20 protein-coding genes are annotated in these 22,313 nt (G+C 42.3%); 15 read left to right on the plus strand and 5 right to left on the minus strand.

Annotation, left to right across the window (positions count from 1 at the left end; genetic code table 11):
- Positions 1-77 precede the first annotated feature (77 nt).
- The 9 genes from WH214_RS06990 (at position 78) to WH214_RS07030 (ending at position 9,220) form a co-directional block, all read left to right on the plus strand.
- The gene (locus WH214_RS06990) at positions 78-728 is read left to right on the plus strand and encodes an OmpA family protein (protein WP_004984284.1); all 651 of its coding nucleotides are present in this window, start codon (positions 78-80) and stop codon (positions 726-728) included.
- A gap of 126 nt (positions 729-854) precedes the next feature.
- The gene (locus WH214_RS06995) at positions 855-2,894 is read left to right on the plus strand and encodes a UvrD-helicase domain-containing protein (protein ID WP_004694892.1); all 2,040 of its coding nucleotides are present in this window, start codon (positions 855-857) and stop codon (positions 2,892-2,894) included.
- Positions 2,895-2,935: 41 nt separating this feature from the next.
- On the plus strand, positions 2,936-3,388 hold the full coding sequence (gene dut, locus WH214_RS07000; RefSeq protein ID WP_004694889.1) for a dUTP diphosphatase: 453 nt from the start codon (positions 2,936-2,938) through the stop codon (positions 3,386-3,388).
- A 196-nt stretch (positions 3,389-3,584) separates the two neighbouring features.
- Positions 3,585-5,012: a phosphomannomutase/phosphoglucomutase gene (locus WH214_RS07005; RefSeq protein WP_339421627.1), complete on the plus strand. Its 1,428-nt coding sequence runs from the start codon at positions 3,585-3,587 to the stop codon at positions 5,010-5,012.
- Between the two features lie 10 nt (positions 5,013-5,022).
- Complete coding sequence (argB, locus tag WH214_RS07010) at positions 5,023-5,925, plus strand: acetylglutamate kinase (RefSeq protein ID WP_004984290.1); 903 nt, start codon at positions 5,023-5,025, stop codon at positions 5,923-5,925.
- Positions 5,926-6,093: 168 nt separating this feature from the next.
- Positions 6,094-6,942 carry a class II glutamine amidotransferase gene (locus WH214_RS07015; protein ID WP_339421626.1) on the plus strand — a complete coding sequence of 283 codons (849 nt, stop codon included), beginning with the start codon at positions 6,094-6,096 and terminating at the stop codon, positions 6,940-6,942.
- A 274-nt stretch (positions 6,943-7,216) separates the two neighbouring features.
- Positions 7,217-7,672 carry a bacteriohemerythrin gene (locus tag WH214_RS07020; RefSeq protein WP_339421625.1) on the plus strand — a complete coding sequence of 152 codons (456 nt, stop codon included), beginning with the start codon at positions 7,217-7,219 and terminating at the stop codon, positions 7,670-7,672.
- Positions 7,673-7,814: 142 nt separating this feature from the next.
- A complete protein-coding gene (locus WH214_RS07025) occupies positions 7,815-8,897 on the plus strand; it encodes a hypothetical protein (protein ID WP_339421624.1) in 1,083 nt (360 codons plus the stop codon).
- Positions 8,897-9,220, plus strand: a complete 324-nt coding sequence (locus WH214_RS07030) for an RnfH family protein (protein WP_339421623.1) — start codon at positions 8,897-8,899, stop codon at positions 9,218-9,220. Before WH214_RS07025 ends, WH214_RS07030 begins: the two co-directional genes overlap by 1 nt.
- Before the next feature lie 46 nt (positions 9,221-9,266).
- Here WH214_RS07030 and WH214_RS07035 read toward each other — a convergent pair whose 3' ends face one another.
- Entirely contained in the window at positions 9,267-9,665 is a 399-nt protein-coding gene (locus tag WH214_RS07035; protein ID WP_339993103.1) for an outer membrane protein assembly factor BamE, read from the minus strand.
- Between the two features lie 112 nt (positions 9,666-9,777).
- Here WH214_RS07035 and fur point away from each other — a divergent pair, with 112 nt between their 5' ends.
- Entirely contained in the window at positions 9,778-10,215 is a 438-nt protein-coding gene (gene fur / locus WH214_RS07040; protein WP_004694866.1) for a ferric iron uptake transcriptional regulator, read from the plus strand.
- Positions 10,216-10,273: 58 nt separating this feature from the next.
- On the opposite strand, the gene WH214_RS07045 is transcribed toward fur, so the two are convergent.
- Positions 10,274-11,395, minus strand: a complete 1,122-nt coding sequence (locus tag WH214_RS07045) for a PilT/PilU family type 4a pilus ATPase (RefSeq protein WP_004984301.1) — start codon at positions 11,393-11,395, stop codon at positions 10,274-10,276.
- Between the two features lie 26 nt (positions 11,396-11,421).
- Positions 11,422-12,459 (minus strand): type IV pilus twitching motility protein PilT, encoded by a 1,038-nt coding sequence (locus WH214_RS07050; protein ID WP_004694862.1) that lies wholly within the window; start codon positions 12,457-12,459, stop codon positions 11,422-11,424.
- 122 nt (positions 12,460-12,581) lie between these two features.
- Between WH214_RS07050 and WH214_RS07055 the strand changes: the two genes are divergently transcribed.
- Together WH214_RS07055 and WH214_RS07060 are read left to right on the plus strand one after the other, a co-directional pair.
- Positions 12,582-13,271, plus strand: coding sequence for a YggS family pyridoxal phosphate-dependent enzyme (locus WH214_RS07055; RefSeq protein WP_339421622.1), 690 nt, complete (start codon positions 12,582-12,584; stop codon positions 13,269-13,271).
- A 190-nt stretch (positions 13,272-13,461) separates the two neighbouring features.
- Positions 13,462-14,196 carry a hypothetical protein gene (locus WH214_RS07060; RefSeq protein WP_339421621.1) on the plus strand — a complete coding sequence of 245 codons (735 nt, stop codon included), beginning with the start codon at positions 13,462-13,464 and terminating at the stop codon, positions 14,194-14,196.
- A 115-nt stretch (positions 14,197-14,311) separates the two neighbouring features.
- On the opposite strand, the gene WH214_RS07065 is transcribed toward WH214_RS07060, so the two are convergent.
- Complete coding sequence (locus WH214_RS07065; protein ID WP_339421620.1) at positions 14,312-17,908, minus strand: AAA family ATPase; 3,597 nt, start codon at positions 17,906-17,908, stop codon at positions 14,312-14,314.
- A gap of 9 nt (positions 17,909-17,917) precedes the next feature.
- The gene (locus tag WH214_RS07070) at positions 17,918-19,171 is read right to left on the minus strand and encodes an exonuclease SbcCD subunit D (RefSeq protein WP_339421619.1); all 1,254 of its coding nucleotides are present in this window, start codon (positions 19,169-19,171) and stop codon (positions 17,918-17,920) included.
- A gap of 397 nt (positions 19,172-19,568) precedes the next feature.
- Here WH214_RS07070 and WH214_RS07075 point away from each other — a divergent pair, with 397 nt between their 5' ends.
- From WH214_RS07075 to WH214_RS07085, 3 genes are all read left to right on the plus strand, one after another.
- Positions 19,569-20,546 (plus strand): GGDEF domain-containing protein, encoded by a 978-nt coding sequence (locus WH214_RS07075; protein WP_339421618.1) that lies wholly within the window; start codon positions 19,569-19,571, stop codon positions 20,544-20,546.
- Between the two features lie 335 nt (positions 20,547-20,881).
- Entirely contained in the window at positions 20,882-21,328 is a 447-nt protein-coding gene (locus tag WH214_RS07080) for an ABZJ_00895 family protein (RefSeq protein ID WP_339421617.1), read from the plus strand.
- A 59-nt stretch (positions 21,329-21,387) separates the two neighbouring features.
- The gene (locus WH214_RS07085; RefSeq protein WP_339421616.1) at positions 21,388-22,308 is read left to right on the plus strand and encodes a TIGR01777 family oxidoreductase; all 921 of its coding nucleotides are present in this window, start codon (positions 21,388-21,390) and stop codon (positions 22,306-22,308) included.
- The last annotated feature ends 5 nt before the right edge of the window (positions 22,309-22,313 follow it).

The raw sequence follows: 22,313 nt of genomic DNA on the forward strand, positions 1-22,313 counted from the left end.
AAAAATCAATGGTCTAGATCATCGTTTTACGACAATATTCGTTCTATAAACAAAACACACAAAGAAGGAGGCATGCGATGCGTGCACTAGCAATTTCCGCAGTCGTTGGGGCAATGGTTCTTACAGGTTGTCAAAGCACTGGTAATAACATTGGTGGTGTAGAATACGATAAAGCTGCTCTAGGGACCTTAATTGGTGCTGCTGCGGGTTATGGTATTTCTAAAGGAAGTGCAAATACTAGCCGTCAAAACAACCGTGCTGCAGCGATTGGCGCAGTTGTCGGTGGTGCAACTGGTGTTTACCTTGACAACAAAGAGAAGAAACTTCGTCAACAAATGGCGGGTACTGGTGTAGAAGTTAACCGTAATCCAGATGGTTCTGTAGGTTTGGTTATGCCGGGTAACATCACTTTTGATACCAACAAATCAAACATCAAGCCGAACTTCTATTCAACTTTAAACAAAGTTGCGCAAACCTTAACTGAAGATAACAAGAGCGGTATTCTTGTAACAGGTTATACAGACAGTACAGGTAATGATTCAATCAATATTCCTCTGTCTCAAGCGCGTGCGCAATCTGTAGCAAGTTACTTGGCATCTCAAGGTGTTTCTACAACACGTATTAATGCACAAGGTCAAGGTTCAGCAAACCCAATCGCATCTAACGCGACTGCTGAAGGCCGTGAGCAAAACCGTCGTGTAGAAATCAGCATCTACGCAATTCAATAATTTTTATTGAAGACTGAAAAACCACCTTCGGGTGGTTTTTTTATGACTGTTAAAATATGAATTTGCATTATGCATCTGTAGCGGAGATGACTATAATCGAGCTCGGAATGAAATAGAGGAAAGACTATGTCACTGGCAAGTCAATTAAACGACAAGCAACTTGAAGCCATGAAATACACTCAAGGACCCTTGTTAGTACTTGCAGGGGCTGGTTCAGGTAAAACTTCGGTGATTACCCGTAAGATTGCCTACTTGGTGAAACACTGCGGCATTCCTGCTTATCGTATTACCGCGATGACGTTTACCAACAAAGCAGCACGTGAAATGAAAGAACGTGTTACCAAGTTGCTGTCACGTGAAGAGGCAAAGGGGCTTTCAGTCTCGACCTTCCACACCTTTGGCCTAAACATGCTGCGTTTAGAGCTGAAACACACACCATTAAAAAATAATTTTTCTATTTTAGATGCGGACGACTGTAAGCGTATTTTGATGGACTTGATGCACCGTGACAATTTATCCGGTGCGGAAAGTAAAGAACTGATTGCCAAAGCCATGAAGATGATTTCAGATTGGAAAAATGACCTGATTCCGCCTGAGCAAGCACACACCACCTGTGAAACCGCAGAAGATGTTCAGTTTGCGCACTTATATCAACTGTATGAGCGTAATTTACGTGCCTATAATGCGGTCGATTTTGATGACCTAATTGTGATGCCGACGCGTCTTTTACAAGAAAATGCAGAAGTACGTGAGCGCTGGCAAAACCGTATTCGCTATTTATTAGTCGATGAGTATCAAGACACCAACACCGCACAGTATATTTTGGTGAAATTGCTGGTCGGGGTGATGGGACAGTTCACTGCGGTGGGTGATGATGACCAATCGATCTACGCATGGCGTGGTGCCAAGCCTGAAAACATGGCTTTGCTGAATGAAGATTTTCACAATTTAAAAGTGATTAAACTCGAACAGAACTATCGTTCGACCAGTCGTATTTTAAAAGCGGCCAATACCGTGATTGGTAACAATCCGCATATTTTTGATAAAAAACTGTGGTCAGATAAAGGTCATGGTGAAGTAATTCGAGTGATTACGTGCCGCAATGATGACGATGAGTCAGAACGTGTAGTAAAAGACTTAATTACGCATAAACTGATGAATGGTAAAAATTGGAAAGATTACGCCATTTTGTATCGGGGTAATTTTCAAGCACGTGCACTGGAAACACAACTGCGTCAAATGCAGATTCCGTACAAATTATCAGGTGGTCAGTCGTTCTTCGGACGAGCTGAAATCAAAGACGTGATGAGCTATTTGCGCGTCATTATTAATCCTGAAGATGACAGTGCATTTTTACGGATTATCAATACACCTAAACGTGCCATTGGGCCTGTGACTTTAGAAAAGCTGGGGTTGTTTGCACAAGAAAATCATTTGTCGTTACTTTCAGCAGCGGGTGATCAGCGTCTCACCATGGTGATTCCTAAAAAAGCCACCACGCAGTTGGCGGAGTTTGCAGACTTCATTACTACCTTTACCCGTGAGTTGCTTGAGGATGATGAACCTGTACCGATTATTCGCAAGATGATGGTTGAAGCGGGTTACATCGACTATGTCAAAGAGTCTGCGGCGACGCCTGCGCAAGAAAAAACCAAGCTGGATAATATTGAAGTGCTGTATAGCAGTATTCAAAGTTTGATTAACCGTGCTGAAGATGTTGATGAGAAAAACATTGAAAGTGTGATTCGTAAAATGGTGTTGCTGGATATGTTAGAGCAGCAGCAAGAAGAAGAAGACACTGACAAAGTAAACCTGCTCACGCTGCATGCATCCAAAGGGCTTGAGTTTCCATATGTCTATCTGATTGGTCTTGAGGAAGAGTTACTGCCGCATAAAAACTCGATTGCCGCAGATACAGTTGAGGAAGAGCGTCGCCTGATGTACGTGGGCATCACTCGTGCACGTCAGGGTTTAACCATCACGCTTGCAGAACAACGTAAGGCGGGCGGTCAAATGAAGCAAATGACACCAAGTCGCTTCTTAGATGAGTTACCGCAAGATGAGTTGGAATGGCTGGGGCGTAAAAAGAAACTGGCGGGCAATGTCGATCCGAAATTACAAGCACAGCATTATTTAGACAATTTACGTGCGTTGATTAAACGCTAATTTTTTTTATTTTTGAAATTTATTGTACTAGGAAAAAGAGAATGAAAGTTCAGGTTAAAGTGTTGGATTCACGTTTAGGCAATGAATGGCCAATGCCAACTTATGCGACAACGGGTTCAGCAGGCTTAGATCTTCGTGCATGTGTCGATGCTGCGACCGTCATTGAACCGGGACAAACTGTTTTGGTGAAAACGGGTTTATCTATTTATATTGAAGACCCACACTTTGCTGGTTTAATTTTACCGCGTTCAGGCCTAGGTCATAAGCACGGCATTGTTTTGGGTAACTTGGTGGGTTTAATTGATTCGGACTATCAAGGTGAATTGATGGTTTCAGTTTGGAACCGTAGCCAAACAGCTTTCAGTTTAGAACCGGGTGAACGTCTTGCACAGTATGTACTCGTACCTGTGATTCAAGCACAGTTCGATATTGTGAATGAATTTGAAGCGACAGAACGTGGTGCAGGTGGTTTCGGACATACTGGTCAAAACTAATCTCTCAGTGATAAAGTAAAACAACAAAGCCTCTCCATGAAAGAGGCTTTGTTGTTTTAATGCTGAATGATCATTTTTAGTTCATAAAAAGTTACAACTCTTTTTTGAATCCTTAGTAAAATTAAACGCAGCGTTAAGCATAACAACAAGGACAGCTGAAAGAGCTGTTGATCTGAATAAATTAGAAGTTAGACCTATGGATTTTCAGCCAAAATTTCCTGCACATATTTTTCGTGCCTATGACATCCGTGGCAAATTGGATGTTATGAGTGCTGAGCTGATTCGTGCCATTGCACAAGCGTTCGCAACTCAATATTTAAAGACTGGGCAGACACGTTTAGCCATTGGTTATGATGCCAGACAAAGCAGTCCTGCTTTTGCAGAAATTATTTACAAAGAATGTCTTAAACAGGGCTTAGATGCGAAAATTATCGGATGCTGTGCTAGCCCTGTGTTGTATTACACGGCACGTCAGTTTGATGGCAACGGCATTATGGTGACAGCCAGCCACAATCCGAAGTCGGATAATGGGATCAAATGGATTATGCAGGGTGAGCCTCCTTTACCTGAGGCAATCCAGCAGGTAGCACGCGATGCAAATGAATATTTTGACAGCCATGCAGAGATGAACTGGCAAACGTTGCCACATCAGATCGTGCCTGAATATTGTCTGGCTTATCAGGCGGCATTGCTCAATGATATACAGCTCATGCCTCAACCGCGACCCTATAAAGTCGTGGTAGATGGTTTATACGGTTCAGCGGGGCGTTGTGCCGTTTTGGTCTTAAAGAAACTCGGCTGTGAGGTGCATGCTTTACGCTGTGAGGCCAATGGTGAATTTCCTGAACATGCCCCCGATCCCTCTCAAGCCAAACATCTAGATCTGCTACGAAAGGCCGTGCAACAGCAGCATGCCGATATCGGTATTGCCTTTGATGGTGATGGTGACCGTGTTGTATTGATTGATGAAAAGGGCGTAATCATTTCAGCAGACCGTTTATTGTCCTTGTTTGCGCACATGTGTTTGGCTGATCATCCAGCACATGAAGTGGTTTTTGATGTGAAATGTTCCACCATGGTTCGAAATACAGTATTGGCCCATCACGGTATTCCAAAAATGATTCGCACAGGTAGTTCTTTTTTGCGGAAATATTTGGCGCAATCTGAAGGGCATGCGGTTTTTGGCGGTGAATATGCAGGGCATTATGTGTTTAATGATGGTCGTGGTTTTGGTTATGACGATGGCTTATATGCCGCACTACGTGTGTTGGAATACTTAAGCTTGAAGCAATGCACTTTGTCGGAAGCACTGGCAGACTATCCAGAACGTGCCAGTACAGAGGATATTTATATCAGCACCCATCAGATTTCACCCGCGCTGGTTTTAGCGAATGTGGAAAAACAAAGTCAGCACTTTCAAGCGGAAATGAGTAAAATTGATGGTGTAAGACTTGATTTTGAGGATGGATTTGGCATTATTCGAGCATCGAATACGGGCGAGTATTTTACCGTGCGTTTCGACGCGGACAGTGATCAGCGGCTCCATCAAATTCGCCATAACTTTGTGCACATGCTGACGGCAGATTATCCGCAGATTGCACAAGACCTATTAGACGCCCATTAAGGAGAGGCACATGCCACATCAACATACTGGCCTCGACAAAGCACAAGTCCTGACTGAAGCTTTGCCGTACATTCAACGTTTTGCTGGAAAAACGCTAGTAGTGAAATATGGTGGCAATGCAATGACCGATCCTGAGCTTGAGAGCTCGTTTGCACGTGACATCGTTTTGTTAAAAACCGTCGGTTTAAACCCGATTGTGGTGCATGGCGGTGGTCCACAAGTGGACTCGTTTTTAAAACAATTGGGGCGTGAGTCGGACCGTATTGATGGTATGCGAGTGACCGATCCAGCGACCATGGAAGTGGTTGAAATGGTGTTGGGTGGTAGTGTGAATAAATCCATCGTGAACTTGATTAACCAACATGGCGGTCGTGCCATTGGTTTAACGGGTAAAGATGGTAATTTACTGCGTGCACAAAAGTTACTGATGGAAAAAACTGCAGAAGATGGCACGGTACAAAAAATTGATCTTGGCCTAGTCGGCGAAGTGACCAGTGTTAAAACCGATGTATTGGAAATGTTTACCAGTGGTGATTTTATTCCTGTGATTGCACCCTTAGGTGTGGATGAAGAGGGCAACACCTATAACATCAACGCAGATTTAGTGGCTGGAAAAGTGGCTGAAGCCCTCGGTGCTGAAAAGCTGATTTTGTTGACCAATATATCAGGTGTTTTAGATGAAAATAAAAACCTACTCACTGGTCTAACTACCCAAGAAGTTGACCGTCTCATTGAAACGGGCGTGATCTACGGCGGAATGATTCCGAAAGTGGGCTGTGCTCTAGATGCGGTGAAAGGTGGTGTGGTGAGTGCGCATATTGTGGATGGTCGTGTGCCACATGCAACGCTGTTGGAGATTTTCACCGATCATGGTGTGGGTACATTAATTACCAATCGCAGTAATAAGCACTAAATATTTTGAAAAGCCTCCTCGGAGGCTTTTTTTAGGCCTATGCATTTTATAAAAATGGTTTTATGCGTGAATGTGTTCGGGTTATGAAGCATTGTGAATTGCAAGCCAGTCAGGACTCATGCACAATAAAACCATCATAAATAAATATGTTTAAATAAGATCAAGATTATGTGCCAACTGCTCGGAATGAACTGTGCAACACCGACTGATATTACCTTTTCATTTCGAGGCTTTTCACAGCGCGCGGGGATTACTTCAGACCACTGTGACGGTTTCGGGATTGCTTTTTTTGAGGATAAAGCCTGCCGTTTATTCGTTGACAATCAATCTGCAGTTGAGTCCCCGATTGCTGAATTAATTCGTAATTATCCGATCAAATCACGCAATGTGATTGCACATATCCGCAAAGCGACACAGGGAAAAATTAACTTAGAAAACTCACATCCATTTAGCCGTGAGTTATGGGGACGACAGTGGATTTTTGCGCATAATGGCGATTTGCATGACTTTGATCCTGTACTTTCAGGACGCTTTACCCCAGTTGGCAATACCGACAGTGAACGTGCATTTTGCTATTTACTGGACCAACTGGTGAATAAATTTGGCTATACCGAGCCAAGTCTAGATCAAGTTTTTGATTTATTAACTGATGTTTCTCCACGGATTGCGGAGCATGGCACGTTCAATTTCTGTTTATCAAATGGGCAGGCCCTGTTTAGTTATGCCATTACCAAACTGCATTGGTTGGTGCGTGAGTACCCATTTAAACCTGCGCAGCTGATCGACATTGATGTTGAAGTCGATTTTAGCCAAGTCACTACTGTAGACGATCGCGTGGCCGTGATTACTACCGAACCGTTGACTCAAAATGAAGCGTGGACGGCATTTTCACCCGGTGAAATGATTTTATTTCAATATGGTAAAGCGATCCGCCACCAAATGACCCATGTGGAACGTTTAATCCGAGAAGCCAAAGATCCGTCTTTAAAGCGTGTCACTAAAGCAGATCAATATTAATTTATTTCAAAATGATTAGAATATAAAAGCATGTTGATAATAAAATAAAACATGCTTTTATTTTGATGCATACTTATAAAATAATAAAATCGATTAAATAATAACTGATTCTTTTAGTCGGATTTAAATTTATTTAATTATTTAAAATATATACTTAAGTTTAATTTTTTGAAAATAGTATAAAACCAACCAATTTGATTCACTTTTATTTTTAATTATAGTCGATATGATTAATTCATGTAATTAATCTATTAATTTTTATTGGGTGGTCGGAATGATAATGAAGTGGGTTCCAGAATATAATACTGGTATCGATGTGATTGACGATCAACACCGTCGTATTCTCGATTATATCAATGAAATTGATGCGATTGATGTCAATACTGACCGTGAACGCGTGAAACAGATTTTAGAAAATATTATTGATTACACACAGTCTCACTTTACTTTTGAAGAGTCTCTCCAAGAAGAAGCGGGTTATAAATACCGTGTACCGCACAAACGTGTACATGATTTATTTATTAAAAAAATTGAATCTTATCGTGACCGTTTTGAGTTGGGTCATTCAATCGAAGCTGAGCTGCATGAAGTGTTGTCGAAATGGCTGATTAACCATATCCAGCACGATGATGCAGATTATGTCGGTGCCGTAAAAGAAAATATGATGGGCATTATCAAAGAAAAAGAAAAGAAAAAAGGGAAAAACTGGTTTACTCGTTTCTTTTCATAAGTGAGCCAAACGAGGGATAAAAACAATAAATTTTAATTATATTTAGCGCAGCAAATCATCAGTTTTGATGGTTTGCTTTTTGTTTTTGATTTTCATAAGCGAGCAAGGCAAAATAGCGCAAGACTTATTGAAGGAACGCATCATGCAAGACAATGCTCTGTCACGATGGTTATCGCCGCTGATGGCATTTTGTTTATCATTTATTATCATTGCCACACTTGCACCCTTGGTGGGAATTCAGGTTGAACGTCAGCTCGACTTTTGGTTACTTTGGTTAGTGACCATGGTGATCTTGGCTTTACCTGTGTGTTACTTAGAAATTGCCTTAGCCAAGCGTTCAAAAACCACGGCATTGAATGCTTTGTCGAGTTTAACGCGTGATGCCGATGCTTCTCAGACGTGGCGCCTTGTGGGATGGCTTGCTGTCGTCTTTATTCCTTTTTTAGCGGGTGGCATGTTGTCTAATGCTGCACAACTATTAAATCAATATGCACTGGCCGATATGACATCGTCTGTGATCTTTATCGCTTTGGCTGTGGTTGCCATTGCGTTGTCTTTTGCACCACGTCTATTGACCTTAGCGTTAACGGTGGTCGGTGTGCTGATTTCCTTAGTGCTTGCAAACCTCTCTGGTACAGGAATTACTGAGTGGCAAGTGACACCTGTTGAATTTTCAGAGTGGGGCAGTGCAACGGTATTGGCTTTGGTGGCAAGTGGTTTAGGACTCGGCCTGTACTGGCAAAATAGTTTGGCACAAGTTCAACAGCAAGATGCTGCAACCAAGACTGTTTTACCGATTTGGATTGCACAAATTTTGGCGGTGGTTGCTTTTGCATTTTTTGCAGTCCAAGCGGCATTGCCTGCGTATGCGATTGCTTTAACTGCGGTTGCAGCGGCAGCCGTGTTGTTACAGATGGCACGTGAGCAGTTGGCACAGCGCCAGTTAAATATTGTGATTCAGTGGCTCGTGCTGCTTGCTGCAACGTTGGTGTGGTTAATTCCAGCCACTGGCCCGATTTTTAACATCTTACTGATGCTGTGGGGCTTGGTGATTTGTTTGATTTATGCCATTTTTGCTGGTTGGATTATGAAAATTAGCCATTTACGTAAGTCGATGAACTTTAGTAATGAAGCTTTTTATAATATTTGGCGCATCGCCGTGCGTGTGGTATTACCCGTTTCTATTGTATTGGCAATTGTAGCCGTGCTTGGAAAACTGATTTAATGAGCATGCTTCAACAAGTCTGGATTGCTTATGCAACAGCAGACCAGCAGTTTCATATTAGTGTGCCGTTTTCTGAGGGAATGACGGCACAGGATGCAATTCAACTGAGTGGTATAGGCTCGCAGGTCAAATTGCCTGAACCTTTGCAATTGGGCATCTTTGGTGTCCGCTTGAAAGACCCTCAACAGGTTTTGCAGGCAGGGGATCGTGTTGAGATTTACCGCCCTTTGAGTATTAATCCTAAAGATATTCGAAGGATACGTGCACAAAATAACCCTGTGGGGCGCTTTGCCAAAGGCAATCGCTTAAAACAATCGAAATGATATGAAAAACCCCTCAGTCGAGGGGTTTCTTTTTTAGAATAAGGCTTTATAGTGGGGGCGCGTTTAGAATCGCTTGTTTCGATGCTGGTAAGCCCGGCTGAGATGCAGGAATGGTTTCTAAACCTTCAATTTTTTGGACAATACCGTTTGGGTCGAAATAGACTTTCAGGTGTTGACCTTGTGCAGCAGGAATCTTGGCTTTTTTAGCATACGTTCCTGGGGTATAATTGTAGATGTAGTCCCAACGTAGCGGGTTCATTGGATCTGAAACTGTCGGGCTGCCAAGCAAAAAGCGAACTTGTTGATGGCTCATGCCAACTTGTATTTTTGACGCTTGTGCTTGAGTTAATGGCGTACCTTGAGGAATATCAACTTTATAAACGCCCAAGGTCGAACAGCCTGCGAGCAGTGAAGTGACGAATAACGCCAACATGATTTTTTGCATTTTGCTACACTATCCCAAATTAATTATGATGCAATTGAGCCACGGATAGATCATACTGCATCTACACTTTGTTGCATATTCTAACTTTAAATTTGTTGAGAGACCTTTTTACATGCCAATTTCAAATCAAGATCTACGCAAAGCTGGACTTAAAGTTACACTTCCACGAATTAAAATATTAGAACTACTAGAAAATTCAAAGCAACACCATTTAAGTGCGGAAGATATTTATAAGACTTTACTTGAACAAGGTGAAGATGTCGGTTTAGCAACTGTTTACCGCGTGTTAACGCAGTTTGAAGCAGCGGGCATTATTCAGCGCCATCACTTTGAAAATAACCATTCTGTTTTCGAAATCATGCAAGACGATCATCATGATCATATCGTTTGTCAAAACTGCAACAAAGTGGTTGAATTTAGCAACGAAGTGATTGAGCATGAGCAGCATGAAGTTGCTGAAAAGCATGGCTTTACTTTAACAGGTCACTCACTCAACCTATACGGTTATTGTGATGCTGCAGAGTGCCAAGAAGCACTTCGTAAAAAGTAATAACTTAGATCTAAAAAAGGGCTTCATGAGAAGCCCTTTTTATTGCTTAGAGAAATGCTTAAGCTTGTCCGTCAAACGTGATGTTTGCACTGGCATGCAATAGACGATCACCGCCTTCTTCAGACAACTTGATTTGTAAGCGTAAGTCGTTTGGAGAGTCGGCGTGTTTCAGCGCATCTTTATAGGTAATCTGCTTGGCTTTGTACAAATCGAATAGGGCTTGGTCAAAGGTTTGCATACCGAGTTCACGAGAACGCTTCATCAGGTCTTTAATTTCATGGATTTCACCTTTACGGATCAAATCGGAAATTAATGGTGAGTTAATCAAAATCTCAATTGCAGCGCGACGTGAATTACCGTCAGGTGTTGGAATCAACTGCTGTGCAACCATCGCTTTAAGGTTTAAAGACAAGTCCATAAACAATTGGCTATGACGGTCTGCTTCAAAGAAGTGAATAATACGGTCGATGGCTTGGTTGGCATTGTTGGCATGCAGCGTTGCAAATACCAAGTGACCTGTTTCAGCAAAGGCAATTGCATAATCCATGGTTTCACGGGAACGAATCTCACCAATCAGGATCACATCGGGTGCTTGGCGTAGGGTGTTTTTCAGTGCGATTTCAAAAGAGTCAGTATCAATGCCCACTTCACGCTGGGTAATGATACAGCCTGCATGCTCATGAATAAATTCAATCGGGTCTTCAATGGTAATGATATGACCTTTCGAGTTTTGGTTACGGTAACCAATGATCGAAGCCAAAGAAGTCGATTTACCCGTACCTGTTGCACCCACAAAGATGATGATGCCACGTTTGGTCATGGCCAACTCTTTGAGTACAGGCGGGAGTTTTAACTCGTCCATGGTTGGAATTTGCGTCTCAATCCGACGTAAAACCATACCTGGCATATCACGCTGTTGAAAGGCACTGACACGAAAACGCGCAGTTTTATCCCGATTCATAATCGCGAAGTTGCACTCACGTGTGTCCGCAAATTCTTTACGCTGTTTGTCACTCATAATCGAGTTGAGCAGTTGCCCCGCGACATCACCCGTCAGCTTGCCCTTAGCCACAGGCACAATTTGACCGTTAATTTTCATGGAGGGTTCAACATCAGCGGTGATAAATAAATCCGACGCTTTTTGTTGAATCATATAATTGAGTAAGTCGTTAAAATCCATATCTATACCCCAAATCCATTGTTTTCTTATAAGAAGGTTTCAGGTTGCTTGGCAGCTGTACGCGCGGTCTGTGGACTGATCACTCCTTTGGTGACCAAGTTTTTCAAACTTTGATCCAGTGTGGTCATACCGTAGTTTGCACCAGTCTGAATAGCAGAATACATCTGTGCCACTTTGTTTTCACGAATTAAGTTACGAATGGCAGGAATACCAATCATGATTTCATGCGCGGCAACACGGCCACCGCCATTTTTCTTGAGTAGGGTTTGAGAAATTACGGCTTGTAGCGATTCAGATAACATGGCACGAACCATGTCTTTTTCTTCAGCAGGGAATACGTCAATCACACGGTCAATGGTTTTTGCTGCAGAGGTGGTATGTAGTGTACCGAAGACCAAGTGACCCGTTTCAGCAGCAGTTAGCGCCAAACGAATGGTTTCAAGGTCACGCATCTCACCGACTAGGATAATATCGGGGTCTTCGCGGAGTGCAGAACGCAGTGCTTCGTTAAAACCATGCGTATCACGGTGTACTTCACGTTGGTTGATCAAACATTTTTTTGACTGGTGTACAAATTCGATTGGGTCTTCAACCGTTAAGATGTGGTCATAGCGGTTATCGTTAATATAATCGATCATTGCCGCCAACGTGGTAGATTTACCAGAACCGGTAGGTCCTGTCACCAAAACCAAACCACGTGGCAATTCACACAACTCTTTAAAGGTTTGTCCTAAACCTAAGTCTTCCATGGTCAGGACTTTAGACGGAATGGTACGGAATACTGCACCTGCACCGCGGTTTTGGTTGAATGCGTTCACACGAAAACGAGCAATACTTGGAACCTCAAAGGAAAAGTCCGTTTCTAATTTTTCTTCAAAATCACGACGTTGTTTATCATTCATGATGTCATAGACCAGTTTATGCACTTCTTTGTGTTCTAAAGCTGGTAAATTGATACGACGAACTTCACCATCGACACGAATCATCGGTGGCATACCTGCAGATAAGTGTAAATCTGAGGCCCCGTTCTTAGCCGAAAAGGCTAGTAATTCTGTGATATCCATTATTTCCCCGAGTTCATTTAAATGCTAATTATTTTGATAGAATAATAAGGCTTTCAATCAACTTAACCAACAGTTTGTTGAAAGGCAAAGCAAAAAAGATGACCGAAATGAGACCCTCGTCAATGAATATCTTGCAAAATTCACGTCAACACGTGTTATCCCAAATTCAGCAGGCCTGCGAAATATCAGGTCGTGACGTGGAGTCTGTAGAGCTTTTGGCGGTTTCTAAAACACATCCGAGCGAAGTGTTACGAGACATGTATACTTGTGGTCAACGCGCATTTGGTGAGAACTACCTACAAGAGGCTTTGCAAAAGATAGAAGAGCTACAGGATTTAGAGATTGAATGGCATTTTATTGGGCATGTACAACGCAATAAAACTAAACATTTGGCTGAAAAATTTGCATGGGTGCATGGGGTTGATCGTTTAATTATTGCAGAGCGTTTATCGGCGCAGCGTCTGACAACACAACCACCATTAAATCTTTGTCTACAGGTCAATATCGATGGTCAAGACAGCAAAGATGGCTGCCAACCTGATGAAGTTGCTGAGTTGGTAAAAAGTATCAGTCAGTTGCCTAACATCAAACTGCGTGGGTTGATGGTGATTCCTGCACCGAACAATACCCAAGCCTTTAAGGCCGCGAAAGTGTTATTTGACCAAGTGAAAGAGCTGCATATACATCCTGAAGACTGGGATACCTTAAGCATGGGTATGTCTGGCGATATGGTCGATGCGATTGCAGCTGGGTCGACTATGGTTCGCGTTGGAACCGCCTTGTTCGGAGCGAGAGATTATTCACAGCATTAAGTCTAAATAGGGCTTCTTGAGCTTAAAGGCAGTGAGAAGCGTTTAACTTACAATTATATAAAACTAATAGGCTGCTGAAAAAATAGGCTTAATTTAAACTCATGGATTGAGTCGTCTACAAATTTGACAGATGAACCATGAAAAATGATTTCCTGACAACGATAAAAATTGCATTTAGGATGAAGCCAAAATGAAAAAACTCTATCTATTTATCTCCCTGCTTTTGAGTTTACTTGTAGCAGCTTGTAGTAGCACAAATACCAAAATGAGTGAGATGAGTGCGGATTCTACGGTTCAGAATGCTCACGTCGCTAAAAGTGAAAAATTAGGCACCAAGTGGGGCGATGAGATTAGTTCAAACGTCACGGAAGTGAATTTAAAACGTTTATCCAGCAGTCCAATTGCTGAATCACAAGTTCGCTATGCCAGCAAAAAATACTTGGGGAAAGCTGTGAACAGTCTGTCATTGGCCGCTGGAAAAATCAGTTTTTCGATTGTAGATGATGCACAGCGTCCACTGCCTTTATTTCGAGATGGTCAGCAGTATTATTTATCTGGCAAAGATGGACAAAGTTATCAACTCAAATACCAGAACCATAGCAATAGCACGTTTGAAGTGGTTGCCAGTGTGGATGGTTTAGATGTTATTGATGGACGTGCAGCATCACGCACTAATTCAGGTTATGTGCTTCGTCCACAGGGAGAGTTGATTATTGAAGGCTTCCGTAAGAGTGACTCTGCAGTGGCATCCTTTACCTTTAGTCGTCCTGAAGATGCCTATGCTGCAAACTCAGATCATGGTTCCATCCAAAATACAGGTGTGATTGGTACAGTGATCTACCCGCTACAGTCTATGGCGGCTACAGATAAAGCAGCAGATGCATCTAAATATGCACCTCCACCAAAAGCATTCCCAGCGGATTAAAGCATTTGTTTGGATTTCACAGGGAGCACTTACATTAAGTAGGGTGCTCCCTTTATTTTTAACTGAGAGATGGTGTCTTAAAACAGATCAAAGTTTGACTTTCAAAAATCTGAAATTATCCTACCACCTCAATGGTACTGGCACCTGCGCCCAAAGCTTTGACTTGGATTTGCACAGGAATACGTTCATGCATTTCTTGGATGTGTGAAATCAGCACCACCTTACGTCCTTGATTCTGCAATTGGTCGAGAGCATTCATGACCATGTGCAGGGACGATGCATCTAAAGTCCCAAAGCCTTCATCAATAAATAGAGATTCGATTTTCATTGACCCTGAGGCCATATTGGAAATGGCAAGAGATAGGGCAAGGGCGGTCAGGAAAGACTCACCCCCAGAGAGTGATGCAACAGAGCGGGTTTCGCCATCCATGTCATGATCAATAATGGCCAGACTCAGCGAATGCTCTAAACGCTTCAAGGTATAACGCTGCGAGAGTTGGTTGAGTTGTTGGTTGGCATGCTCCAGTAAAATATCGAGATTATATTGCTGCGCATAATCACGGAATTTTTTGCCTGTGGCATCTCCCATCAGACCTGAAATTTTACCCCAACGGTGTTCTTCCTGTTGTATGGATTGAATCTGATCTGCAAATTGCTTTTGTTTTGCGACATTTTGCTGATGCAACTCAAGTTTAAGTTTGAGCTGATCACGTAGTTCAAGTTGTGTTTGCAGTGCCGCTTGATGCTCCTGCATTTGCTGTTGTAACTGTGCTGGGTCAATCTCAGGTTGATGGCCCAGATGTTCACTCAACTGCTCTTGCATAGTTTTCAATGCAGCATGTGCTTCATTTACTAGGCGTTCTGCATGCTGTAATTTCTGACGGATGTGTTGTTCCTGAGCCGAGTTAATTTGAGCCAGCGCATCTAAATCAGGCTTATGGAAATCAGGATGCGCATTGAGCCAGTGTTGAAGGGTATTTTCTACTTGGCTGGCACTGGTCTGATTCTGCTGTAACTGGGCTTTGAGCTGTTCTAGCTGATTTTTTTCCTGTTCGAATTGATGGCGCAATTGATCAAAATGCTGTTTCAGCTGTTGATAATGGCTTTGCGTCTGCTGGCGATGTTGATCGTGCTGGATGAGCCACTCATTGGCTTTGATGTCCGTTAAGCCAGTCATTTGTTGGATCAATTGATTGGCTATTTCTGTATTTTGCTGTCCTTTTTGTTTGATCTCATTGAGCTGCTCGTTGGTTTCAGCGATGTGCCTACTGGTATTTTCGATATTCAGTTGATTGGTCTTGAACTGTTGCGTGGTTTGTTCGTATTGCTGACGCCATTGTTCCAACTGTTCCAGTTGTTGTGAACGGGTATTTAGACGTATCAAGATTTGCTGAGCGGTTTGGGTGGTCTGCTGTTGCCAAGCTGTTTTTTCAGCTTCAGATAAACACTGCACGATATGCTGAACTTGGTTGTGTAAACCGTTCGCTGTTTGTAGTAAATGTTCAATCTGTTGAATGTTTTGGGTGCATTGTTGCTGGATTTTAATATTGTGTTGGAACTGCTCAGACTGTTGTTTGAGTTGTTGCAAATCCAACTGATATTGCTGAGCCATTTGCATGAACTGAGTCTTCAATTTCGATGCTGTTAGGGTGAAGTCGAGCGCCATATTTGTCATTTGGCTGTGCTCGATTAACACATGTTGCAAAGCACTGATTTTTTCAGAAAGCTGCTGAATTAAAGTTTGGCGTTGTTCTATTTCAGTATTCAGTTTAGTCAGCTGCTGCTGCGCTTGTTGCCAGCCATCGAAGCAATTTTGTTCTTTCAGTGTTGCCTGTTGTTCCTGCTGTTGTTGAAGCTCAAACAGGGCCTTGGAGAGCGCAGTATCTTCCAGTTTATAAGGATGTGAGGTACTGCCACAGACTAAACAGGGTTCGCCGTCTTGGAGTGCCGTGCGTAAATCTTCGATATTTTCAGCATGTAAAAGTCGCTGCTGTTGCAAAACCAATTGTAGCTGGATGCGTTCACTTTTGGCAGATTGAAAGACCTGTTCAGCTTGTCGGCTATTGTGCTGCACGGCTTGAAGCTGTGTATTGGCATTGTCGAGCAGTACTTGCTGTTCTGTAGCCTCAGCCTGTAAGTCAAAAAACTGCTGAATTTTTTGCTGAATCAGCTCGAATTGGCTGAGTTGATTGATTTTCAACTCGCGTTGCTGTTGTGTCTGCGCAACTTTGATTTCAAGCTGTTCGATCGTCCCGAACTGTTGAATCGACTGCTGTAATTGTTGTTTTTCTGATGCTAGCCGATGTTCAGCCTGAGTACGTGGCCCGAGCTGATGTTCAATTTTTTGATATTGATGAATGAACTGTTCTAGCTGTTGAGTATGGGCGCTGAGACCTTTGTCTAGATTTACAAATTCTTTTGAGCTTTCCAGTTGCTGCTTACACTCGGTTTGCTGTCGATCAATGTGTTGAATCTGCTGTTCAAACTTTTGTTGTTGCTGGATTAGGGGCAGCTTAGACTGTTCTAAAGCCTGCAATTTTTCCTGAACTTTCTTAAACTCAGCCCCAATAAAATCACGTTCTTGAATACATTTACGCACCTCATTCAATGCATCATGATGGGTACTTTCAAATTGTTGTAGTTCATTCACTGCCATTTCAGCTTGTGTGAATTGGGCTTTTTCGCTTTCAAATTTAAGCTGTAAATGATCGAACAGTTGTTGCTGTTGTTGAATACGGGGCGTCAGTTGTTGCATCGCTTGCTGTAACTGTTGTTGCTGGAATACCACGGCACGAATTTCTGAAAAGATCTCCAAACGAGCCAAGTGTTCGCGCTCAGGAGCTAAATCTTGTTGTAACTTGCTTTGCGTATCGAATAGTTGTTGTTTGCTAATGATTTCACTGTCGAGTTTATGTTTGCGTTCAAACCATTGTTGTTGTTTTTCCAGTTGCGACTTTTGAGCTTCAAGCTGTTTATAATCCCTGTCGCACTGCTGAAATTGTGTCGATAATGTTGTGACTTGTTCATCGGTTAACAGTTCAATATGACCCAGCACATTTTCCAGTTCTTTGCGCTGCGTGGCGACGGATTTGGTTTTTTCATAAGCCAGTTGACCAATTTTCCCAAAAATAGCGGAATTGGTCAGATATTCCAACAATTCGCCGCGTTCATTGTCCCGCGCTTTTAAAAAAACGGTGACCTCAGATTGAGCCAATAAAACGGCACGAGTAAATTGTTCAAAACTGAGCTGAGTAATTCTTTTAATTTCTTGATCGACACTACTTCTTTTATCCGCAACGACGACACCATCGGTGACACATTTTAAAGAACGCTGCACACTTTGCAGTTTGCCATCGGCTTTTTCCCGCGAACGTTTTAATTCCCAACGCGCGATATAGCGTTTTTGGTCTTGTGCAATAAAGCAAAGCTCGGCATAACCATGTGCAGTGCCACGACGCAGTACGGTCAATGGAGAGTTGGTGAGCAGCTCTGAGCCATCGACATCTTGAAGTTTGCCATCACTGTCTTTTAGCCGTGGAATACGGTTAAACAGGGCCAAACACATGGCATCTAAAATGGTGGATTTACCTGCACCTGTTTTCCCCACAATGGCAATCAGACCTGCACTGGCAAGGGGATCGCTTTCAAAATCAATGAAATGTTCGCCAGAAAGTGAAGCAAGGTTTTTAATTCGAATCGATAAAATATTCATACTAAACCTTTAAGCCTCTTGTTCATCTGCAAGGGATTGTTCTGCTTCACGCATTAAGCTCATAAAATCGTTCAACACTTCTGCATCATTGTGATAACCCTGTTTTTCCCAAATTTGCTGAAACAGTTTTTCTGGTGTAGGTGGTTCTAAACTTACTTTAGCGGGTGCATTGGGGTCTTGCTCGGTCGCTAAATATTGACGTGAAATACGGACTAAACGATAACGGTCTTTGGGTAGTGCCTCTTCGAATTGTTGTCTTAAATTGGGCTGCGGTGGAACAGTAGTATGGTATTCAATATCAACATATTCACGTTGATCAATCTCTGGGATGATGCCTTGAGGCAATGTTTGCAGCTTTTCCAGTACCTCATTTAATTCACCGCGTATTTTATGCAGTTGAATGCTTCGTGGTATTGCTAAAACATTCAACTGAAAACGGGAGACATCATTTCGTGTGGGATCAAGTGTCACTTCAATAACTTGATGTTTATAGTTAATTTCACTAAAAGATAGTGGAATTGGGGAGCCACTATAGCGAATATGCTCTTCACCGACTTTTTGCGGTTTATGCAAATGCCCTAGTGCCACATAGTCAATGATTTCATCAAATAATGCTGTTGAGAGTGCTTCTTCATTACCAATCACAATAGGACGCTCAGAGTCTGAGGTTTCGCCGCCTTGCATATGTGCATGAGACATTAAAATCAGGGCTTGATCCGCTGTTTTGCGGGCTTCGGCCTCGGCAATCAATTGTTGATGCAAATAAGCAATCGCGTTTTGGCTATTGGTGGTGTGCTCATTAAAGCCTGTAATTTCAGCAGGACGTAAAAAGGGCAGGCTCAGACACCATGCCACAGTATTTTGTTGCTCATCTAAAATCGGCACCAATAAGTGCTCAAGATCGATCTGCTGTTGGCTATTTTTATGAATCACTCCCACCGCTTTGGCGTTGTATTTGGCCAGTAAAGGTTCAACTTGTTCAATGCGGTAGCCTGAGTCATGGTTGCCTGCAATCATCAGGGTTTGCATATGTGGTGCACGTGCATGTGCATCTGCTAAGAATTGATAGAGTTGCTTTTGTGCGGACGATGCAGGGTTGATGACATCGAAAATATCTCCTGCAATCAAAAGCGCATGTGGCTGTCTTTCACTGATTTGCTCCAGTAGCCATGATAAAAACTGTTCATGTTCATACTGGCGGGAATGGTTATAAAAAAACTGTCCCAAATGCCAATCAGATGTATGAAAAAAACGAACAGCCATAGATACCCCAAGCTCAAAGCGCAATAGAGCTATAAGCTAACATAAATCAAAATTATGCGATGGATAATTGTCGCTACGACGACAATCTCTGACCTGACAGTTGAGAGCCTATTGTTAAGTTTGATTGCACAGAAAAATTAGTGAGTGATTATGTGAAAAAGAAAGTGATGGGTTTATTTGATTAACACTATAGTAAAAAGATAAATTTTGATTAAAAAATGTTCTTTTAATGGGGTATTATGTAAATCTATGAAATTGTATATCGTGTCATAGCCATAAAGGAAATGTGCAGCTCGTTCACGGATTCAATTTTGAGACTTTATAAGAATGATTTATGCAGAATGTCTAAAAAATAAGTCATGTATTGAGTAGGACAGGGTATAAGGAGAACGTAACTATGTCTGATTCTATTTTCAATTCGCCCCGTATCGTCAATGATCTGGTGTATAAGACGCTGATTGAATCAACACTTGCTATTCCTTGGAGTATTGATTGGGAAACCAAAACGTTTAGTTATATTGGCCCACAAATTGAAAAAGTGCTGGGTTGGAAGCAGGATTCGTGGAGAACAGTTGAAGATTGGGCAATGCGAATGCATGAAAATGATCGTGCATGGGTGGTTGATTTTTGTGTGGCTCAGTCGATTTCTGGGGTTGATCATGAGGCGGACTATCGCGCACTGACTAGCAATGGAGAATATATTTGGATTCGTGATGTGGTGCATGTGGTGCGAAAACCAGATGGGGAAGTCGATAGCTTGGTTGGATTTATGTTCGATATTTCTGAACGTAAAAGACAGGAACAAGAGTTAGAAACACTGAAAAAGCAACTGGAAGAATATTCGTATCAAGATGGTCTAACGGGAATTGCCAATCGCCGCTTCTTTGAAGATAGCTACCAACGCGAGTGGCTCAATGCACAGCGTGAACAGCAACCACTGACCCTCATGTTATTAGATATCGATTATTTTAAACAATATAACGATTATAATGGTCATATTCTTGGTGATGCTTGCCTGAAACAAATTGCACAAATACTGAAAAAAAGTGTCTCACGTCCACGTGATTTGGTGGCGCGTTTTGGTGGGGAAGAATTTGTTTTGATATTACCCGATACCTCACAAGCGTCTGCAATTGAAGTGGTGGAGCGTATTTTACAGAGTATCCGAACCGCTGATATTTGCCATAGCTCATCGCCATTGGATCAGCGTTTATCGGTCAGTTTGGGGGTGAAAACCATTATCCCAACGCATAAAAATGACAAAATGGCTTTCTTAAAAGAGGTCGATCAGAACTTGTATTTGGCCAAAGAGCAGGGGCGTAATGGTTATGTCATTCAGGATGCGGCAGACGTCCAGCACTTAAACTCATATTAGCTTTTAAGGGCTTCTTCATCTATTGAGGTGGGGGAGTACTGCAAAAATCAGTCCTCAAAAAAATAAAGACCGACGATTCGAGTGATGATGAAATCGTCGGTCAAAGAAAACTGCTTCACGCTTAAATGTTGGCTGCTGACAACATTTAAATTTGGAGCCAATCTTATTGCTCTAGGAAAGGTCACCGTACGTATTGTGGATGCCGGTACAATGTTAACGGTTGCTGCGACCTTGTACCCTATTTAACGCACATCAACTTCGATTGGTTGACATGAAAATGAAAAAAAACTGAATTTTTTTTATAATGATTTTTTGGCTGGGTTTAAAGTAGCGCTATGATTTCGCTAACACGATATTTTCTCTGGTTTTTTTTCATATGTTTTGTCTTTAGTTGTGTCTGTGGTGTACTCGCTGCACTACTTCCGACAGGGATGGGAGCTGTATTAACGGCTGTACCTTATTTGGTGGCCATGATTTGGGTTTTACTTAAATTTATTAAGCAGCAGCGCCGTGCGCCAACCCAAGTAGAACGGAAAAAATTCACTTTAGGTTTTAGTCTGATTTTTTGGAGCTATAACTTTGCCTTTCTCATGTTGGGATTAGCTATTTTTGCGCAGGGAGATGCCGAAGTTTGGCAAAACTTTATGCTCTACGTCCAACAACCGCAATTTATCAGTATGGTGGTGATTCTGATTTTATTGATCGCGATTCCGCTGTATGTGCTGACCTATTGGTTCTATGGCAAACAAGCGGAGCGTATGGCGGCAAAAATGATCGATTAATCGTAAAGCGCTTGGCTAAATGCTATAGTTTGATCAAAAGCATCATTTGAGATCACGCTATGCAAAAAGAACGTGTATTGGTGACAGGAGCAAGTGGTTTTATTGGTTCAAACTTGCTCGATTATTTATTAGAAAAAGATTATGAAGTGATCGGCTTAAGCCGACAGAAGAATCTGCCTAAAATTCACCCACATTTGACTTGGATTCGAGCTTTAGAAGAACTTAAGCATGATCGCATTGATTATGTGGTGAATTTGGCTGGGGAAAGTATTGCTCAGGGACGTTGGACAGATGCCCGCAAGCAAAAGCTGATCGCCAGTCGCGTTGAAATGACGACGATGCTCTATCAATATCTCGCTAAAAGAAATATTCAACCGAAATGTATTATTTCAGGTTCGGCAGTGGGCTATTATGGCATCGATCCGACTGAACAATGGTCAGAGTGTTGTAATGAGCAGTCAGCGCCGCAGTCTATTTTTATGTCAGAGTTGTGTCAAAAATGGGAACAATCTGCACGGCAAGACACGTCGCAAAATACCAAAATTATTCGTTTAGGTGTGGTCTTTGGACGAGGGGCCGGCATTTTGCCGCAAATGTTGTTTCCGATCAAAATGAACTTATGTGGACGTATTGGTTCGGGGCGGCAACCTGTGGTCTGGGTGCATATTCAAGATGTGCTGCGAGCGATTGAGTTTTTAATGTTGCATGAAACGACTGAGCAAGTTTTTAATGTCGTCAGTCCAGAAAAAGTCACCCAGTCAGCATTTGCACAAACTGCAGCGCAAATTCTAAAACGTAGACCTGTACTTTCTTTACCAGCTTTTGTGCTGAAGTTACTTTTAGGCGAGCAGTCTCAACTGGTGCTGAATGGTCAATTTGTTCGCCCCGAAGCATTGAAAGCACAGGGGTTTGAGTTTAAATATCCCACTTTAAAAGAAGCCTTGATCCACATTATTCAACCGCAAAATTTAGCCAAGTAGCGTTT

The organism is Acinetobacter sp. MYb191 (assembly GCF_037572605.1).
Lineage (GTDB): Bacteria > Pseudomonadota > Gammaproteobacteria > Pseudomonadales > Moraxellaceae > Acinetobacter > Acinetobacter johnsonii.

Bases quoted from the DNA above. Each gene is read 5' to 3' on its own strand.
- WH214_RS06990 (WP_004984284.1), top strand. From the start codon at position 78: ATGCGTGCACTAGCAATTTCCGCAGTCGTTGGGGCAATGGTTCTTACA.
- WH214_RS06995 (WP_004694892.1), top strand. From the start codon at position 855: ATGTCACTGGCAAGTCAATTAAACGACAAGCAACTTGAAGCCATGAAA.
- dut (WP_004694889.1), top strand. From the start codon at position 2,936: ATGAAAGTTCAGGTTAAAGTGTTGGATTCACGTTTAGGCAATGAATGG.
- WH214_RS07005 (WP_339421627.1), top strand. From the start codon at position 3,585: ATGGATTTTCAGCCAAAATTTCCTGCACATATTTTTCGTGCCTATGAC.
- argB (WP_004984290.1), top strand. From the start codon at position 5,023: ATGCCACATCAACATACTGGCCTCGACAAAGCACAAGTCCTGACTGAA.
- WH214_RS07015 (WP_339421626.1), top strand. From the start codon at position 6,094: ATGTGCCAACTGCTCGGAATGAACTGTGCAACACCGACTGATATTACC.
- WH214_RS07020 (WP_339421625.1), top strand. From the start codon at position 7,217: ATGATAATGAAGTGGGTTCCAGAATATAATACTGGTATCGATGTGATT.
- WH214_RS07025 (WP_339421624.1), top strand. From the start codon at position 7,815: ATGCAAGACAATGCTCTGTCACGATGGTTATCGCCGCTGATGGCATTT.
- WH214_RS07030 (WP_339421623.1), top strand. From the start codon at position 8,897: ATGAGCATGCTTCAACAAGTCTGGATTGCTTATGCAACAGCAGACCAG.
- WH214_RS07035 (WP_339993103.1), bottom strand. From the start codon at position 9,665: ATGCAAAAAATCATGTTGGCGTTATTCGTCACTTCACTGCTCGCAGGC.
- fur (WP_004694866.1), top strand. From the start codon at position 9,778: ATGCCAATTTCAAATCAAGATCTACGCAAAGCTGGACTTAAAGTTACA.
- WH214_RS07045 (WP_004984301.1), bottom strand. From the start codon at position 11,395: ATGGATTTTAACGACTTACTCAATTATATGATTCAACAAAAAGCGTCG.
- WH214_RS07050 (WP_004694862.1), bottom strand. From the start codon at position 12,459: ATGGATATCACAGAATTACTAGCCTTTTCGGCTAAGAACGGGGCCTCA.
- WH214_RS07055 (WP_339421622.1), top strand. From the start codon at position 12,582: ATGAATATCTTGCAAAATTCACGTCAACACGTGTTATCCCAAATTCAG.
- WH214_RS07060 (WP_339421621.1), top strand. From the start codon at position 13,462: ATGAAAAAACTCTATCTATTTATCTCCCTGCTTTTGAGTTTACTTGTA.
- WH214_RS07065 (WP_339421620.1), bottom strand. From the start codon at position 17,908: ATGAATATTTTATCGATTCGAATTAAAAACCTTGCTTCACTTTCTGGC.
- WH214_RS07070 (WP_339421619.1), bottom strand. From the start codon at position 19,171: ATGGCTGTTCGTTTTTTTCATACATCTGATTGGCATTTGGGACAGTTT.
- WH214_RS07075 (WP_339421618.1), top strand. From the start codon at position 19,569: ATGTCTGATTCTATTTTCAATTCGCCCCGTATCGTCAATGATCTGGTG.
- WH214_RS07080 (WP_339421617.1), top strand. From the start codon at position 20,882: ATGATTTCGCTAACACGATATTTTCTCTGGTTTTTTTTCATATGTTTT.
- WH214_RS07085 (WP_339421616.1), top strand. From the start codon at position 21,388: ATGCAAAAAGAACGTGTATTGGTGACAGGAGCAAGTGGTTTTATTGGT.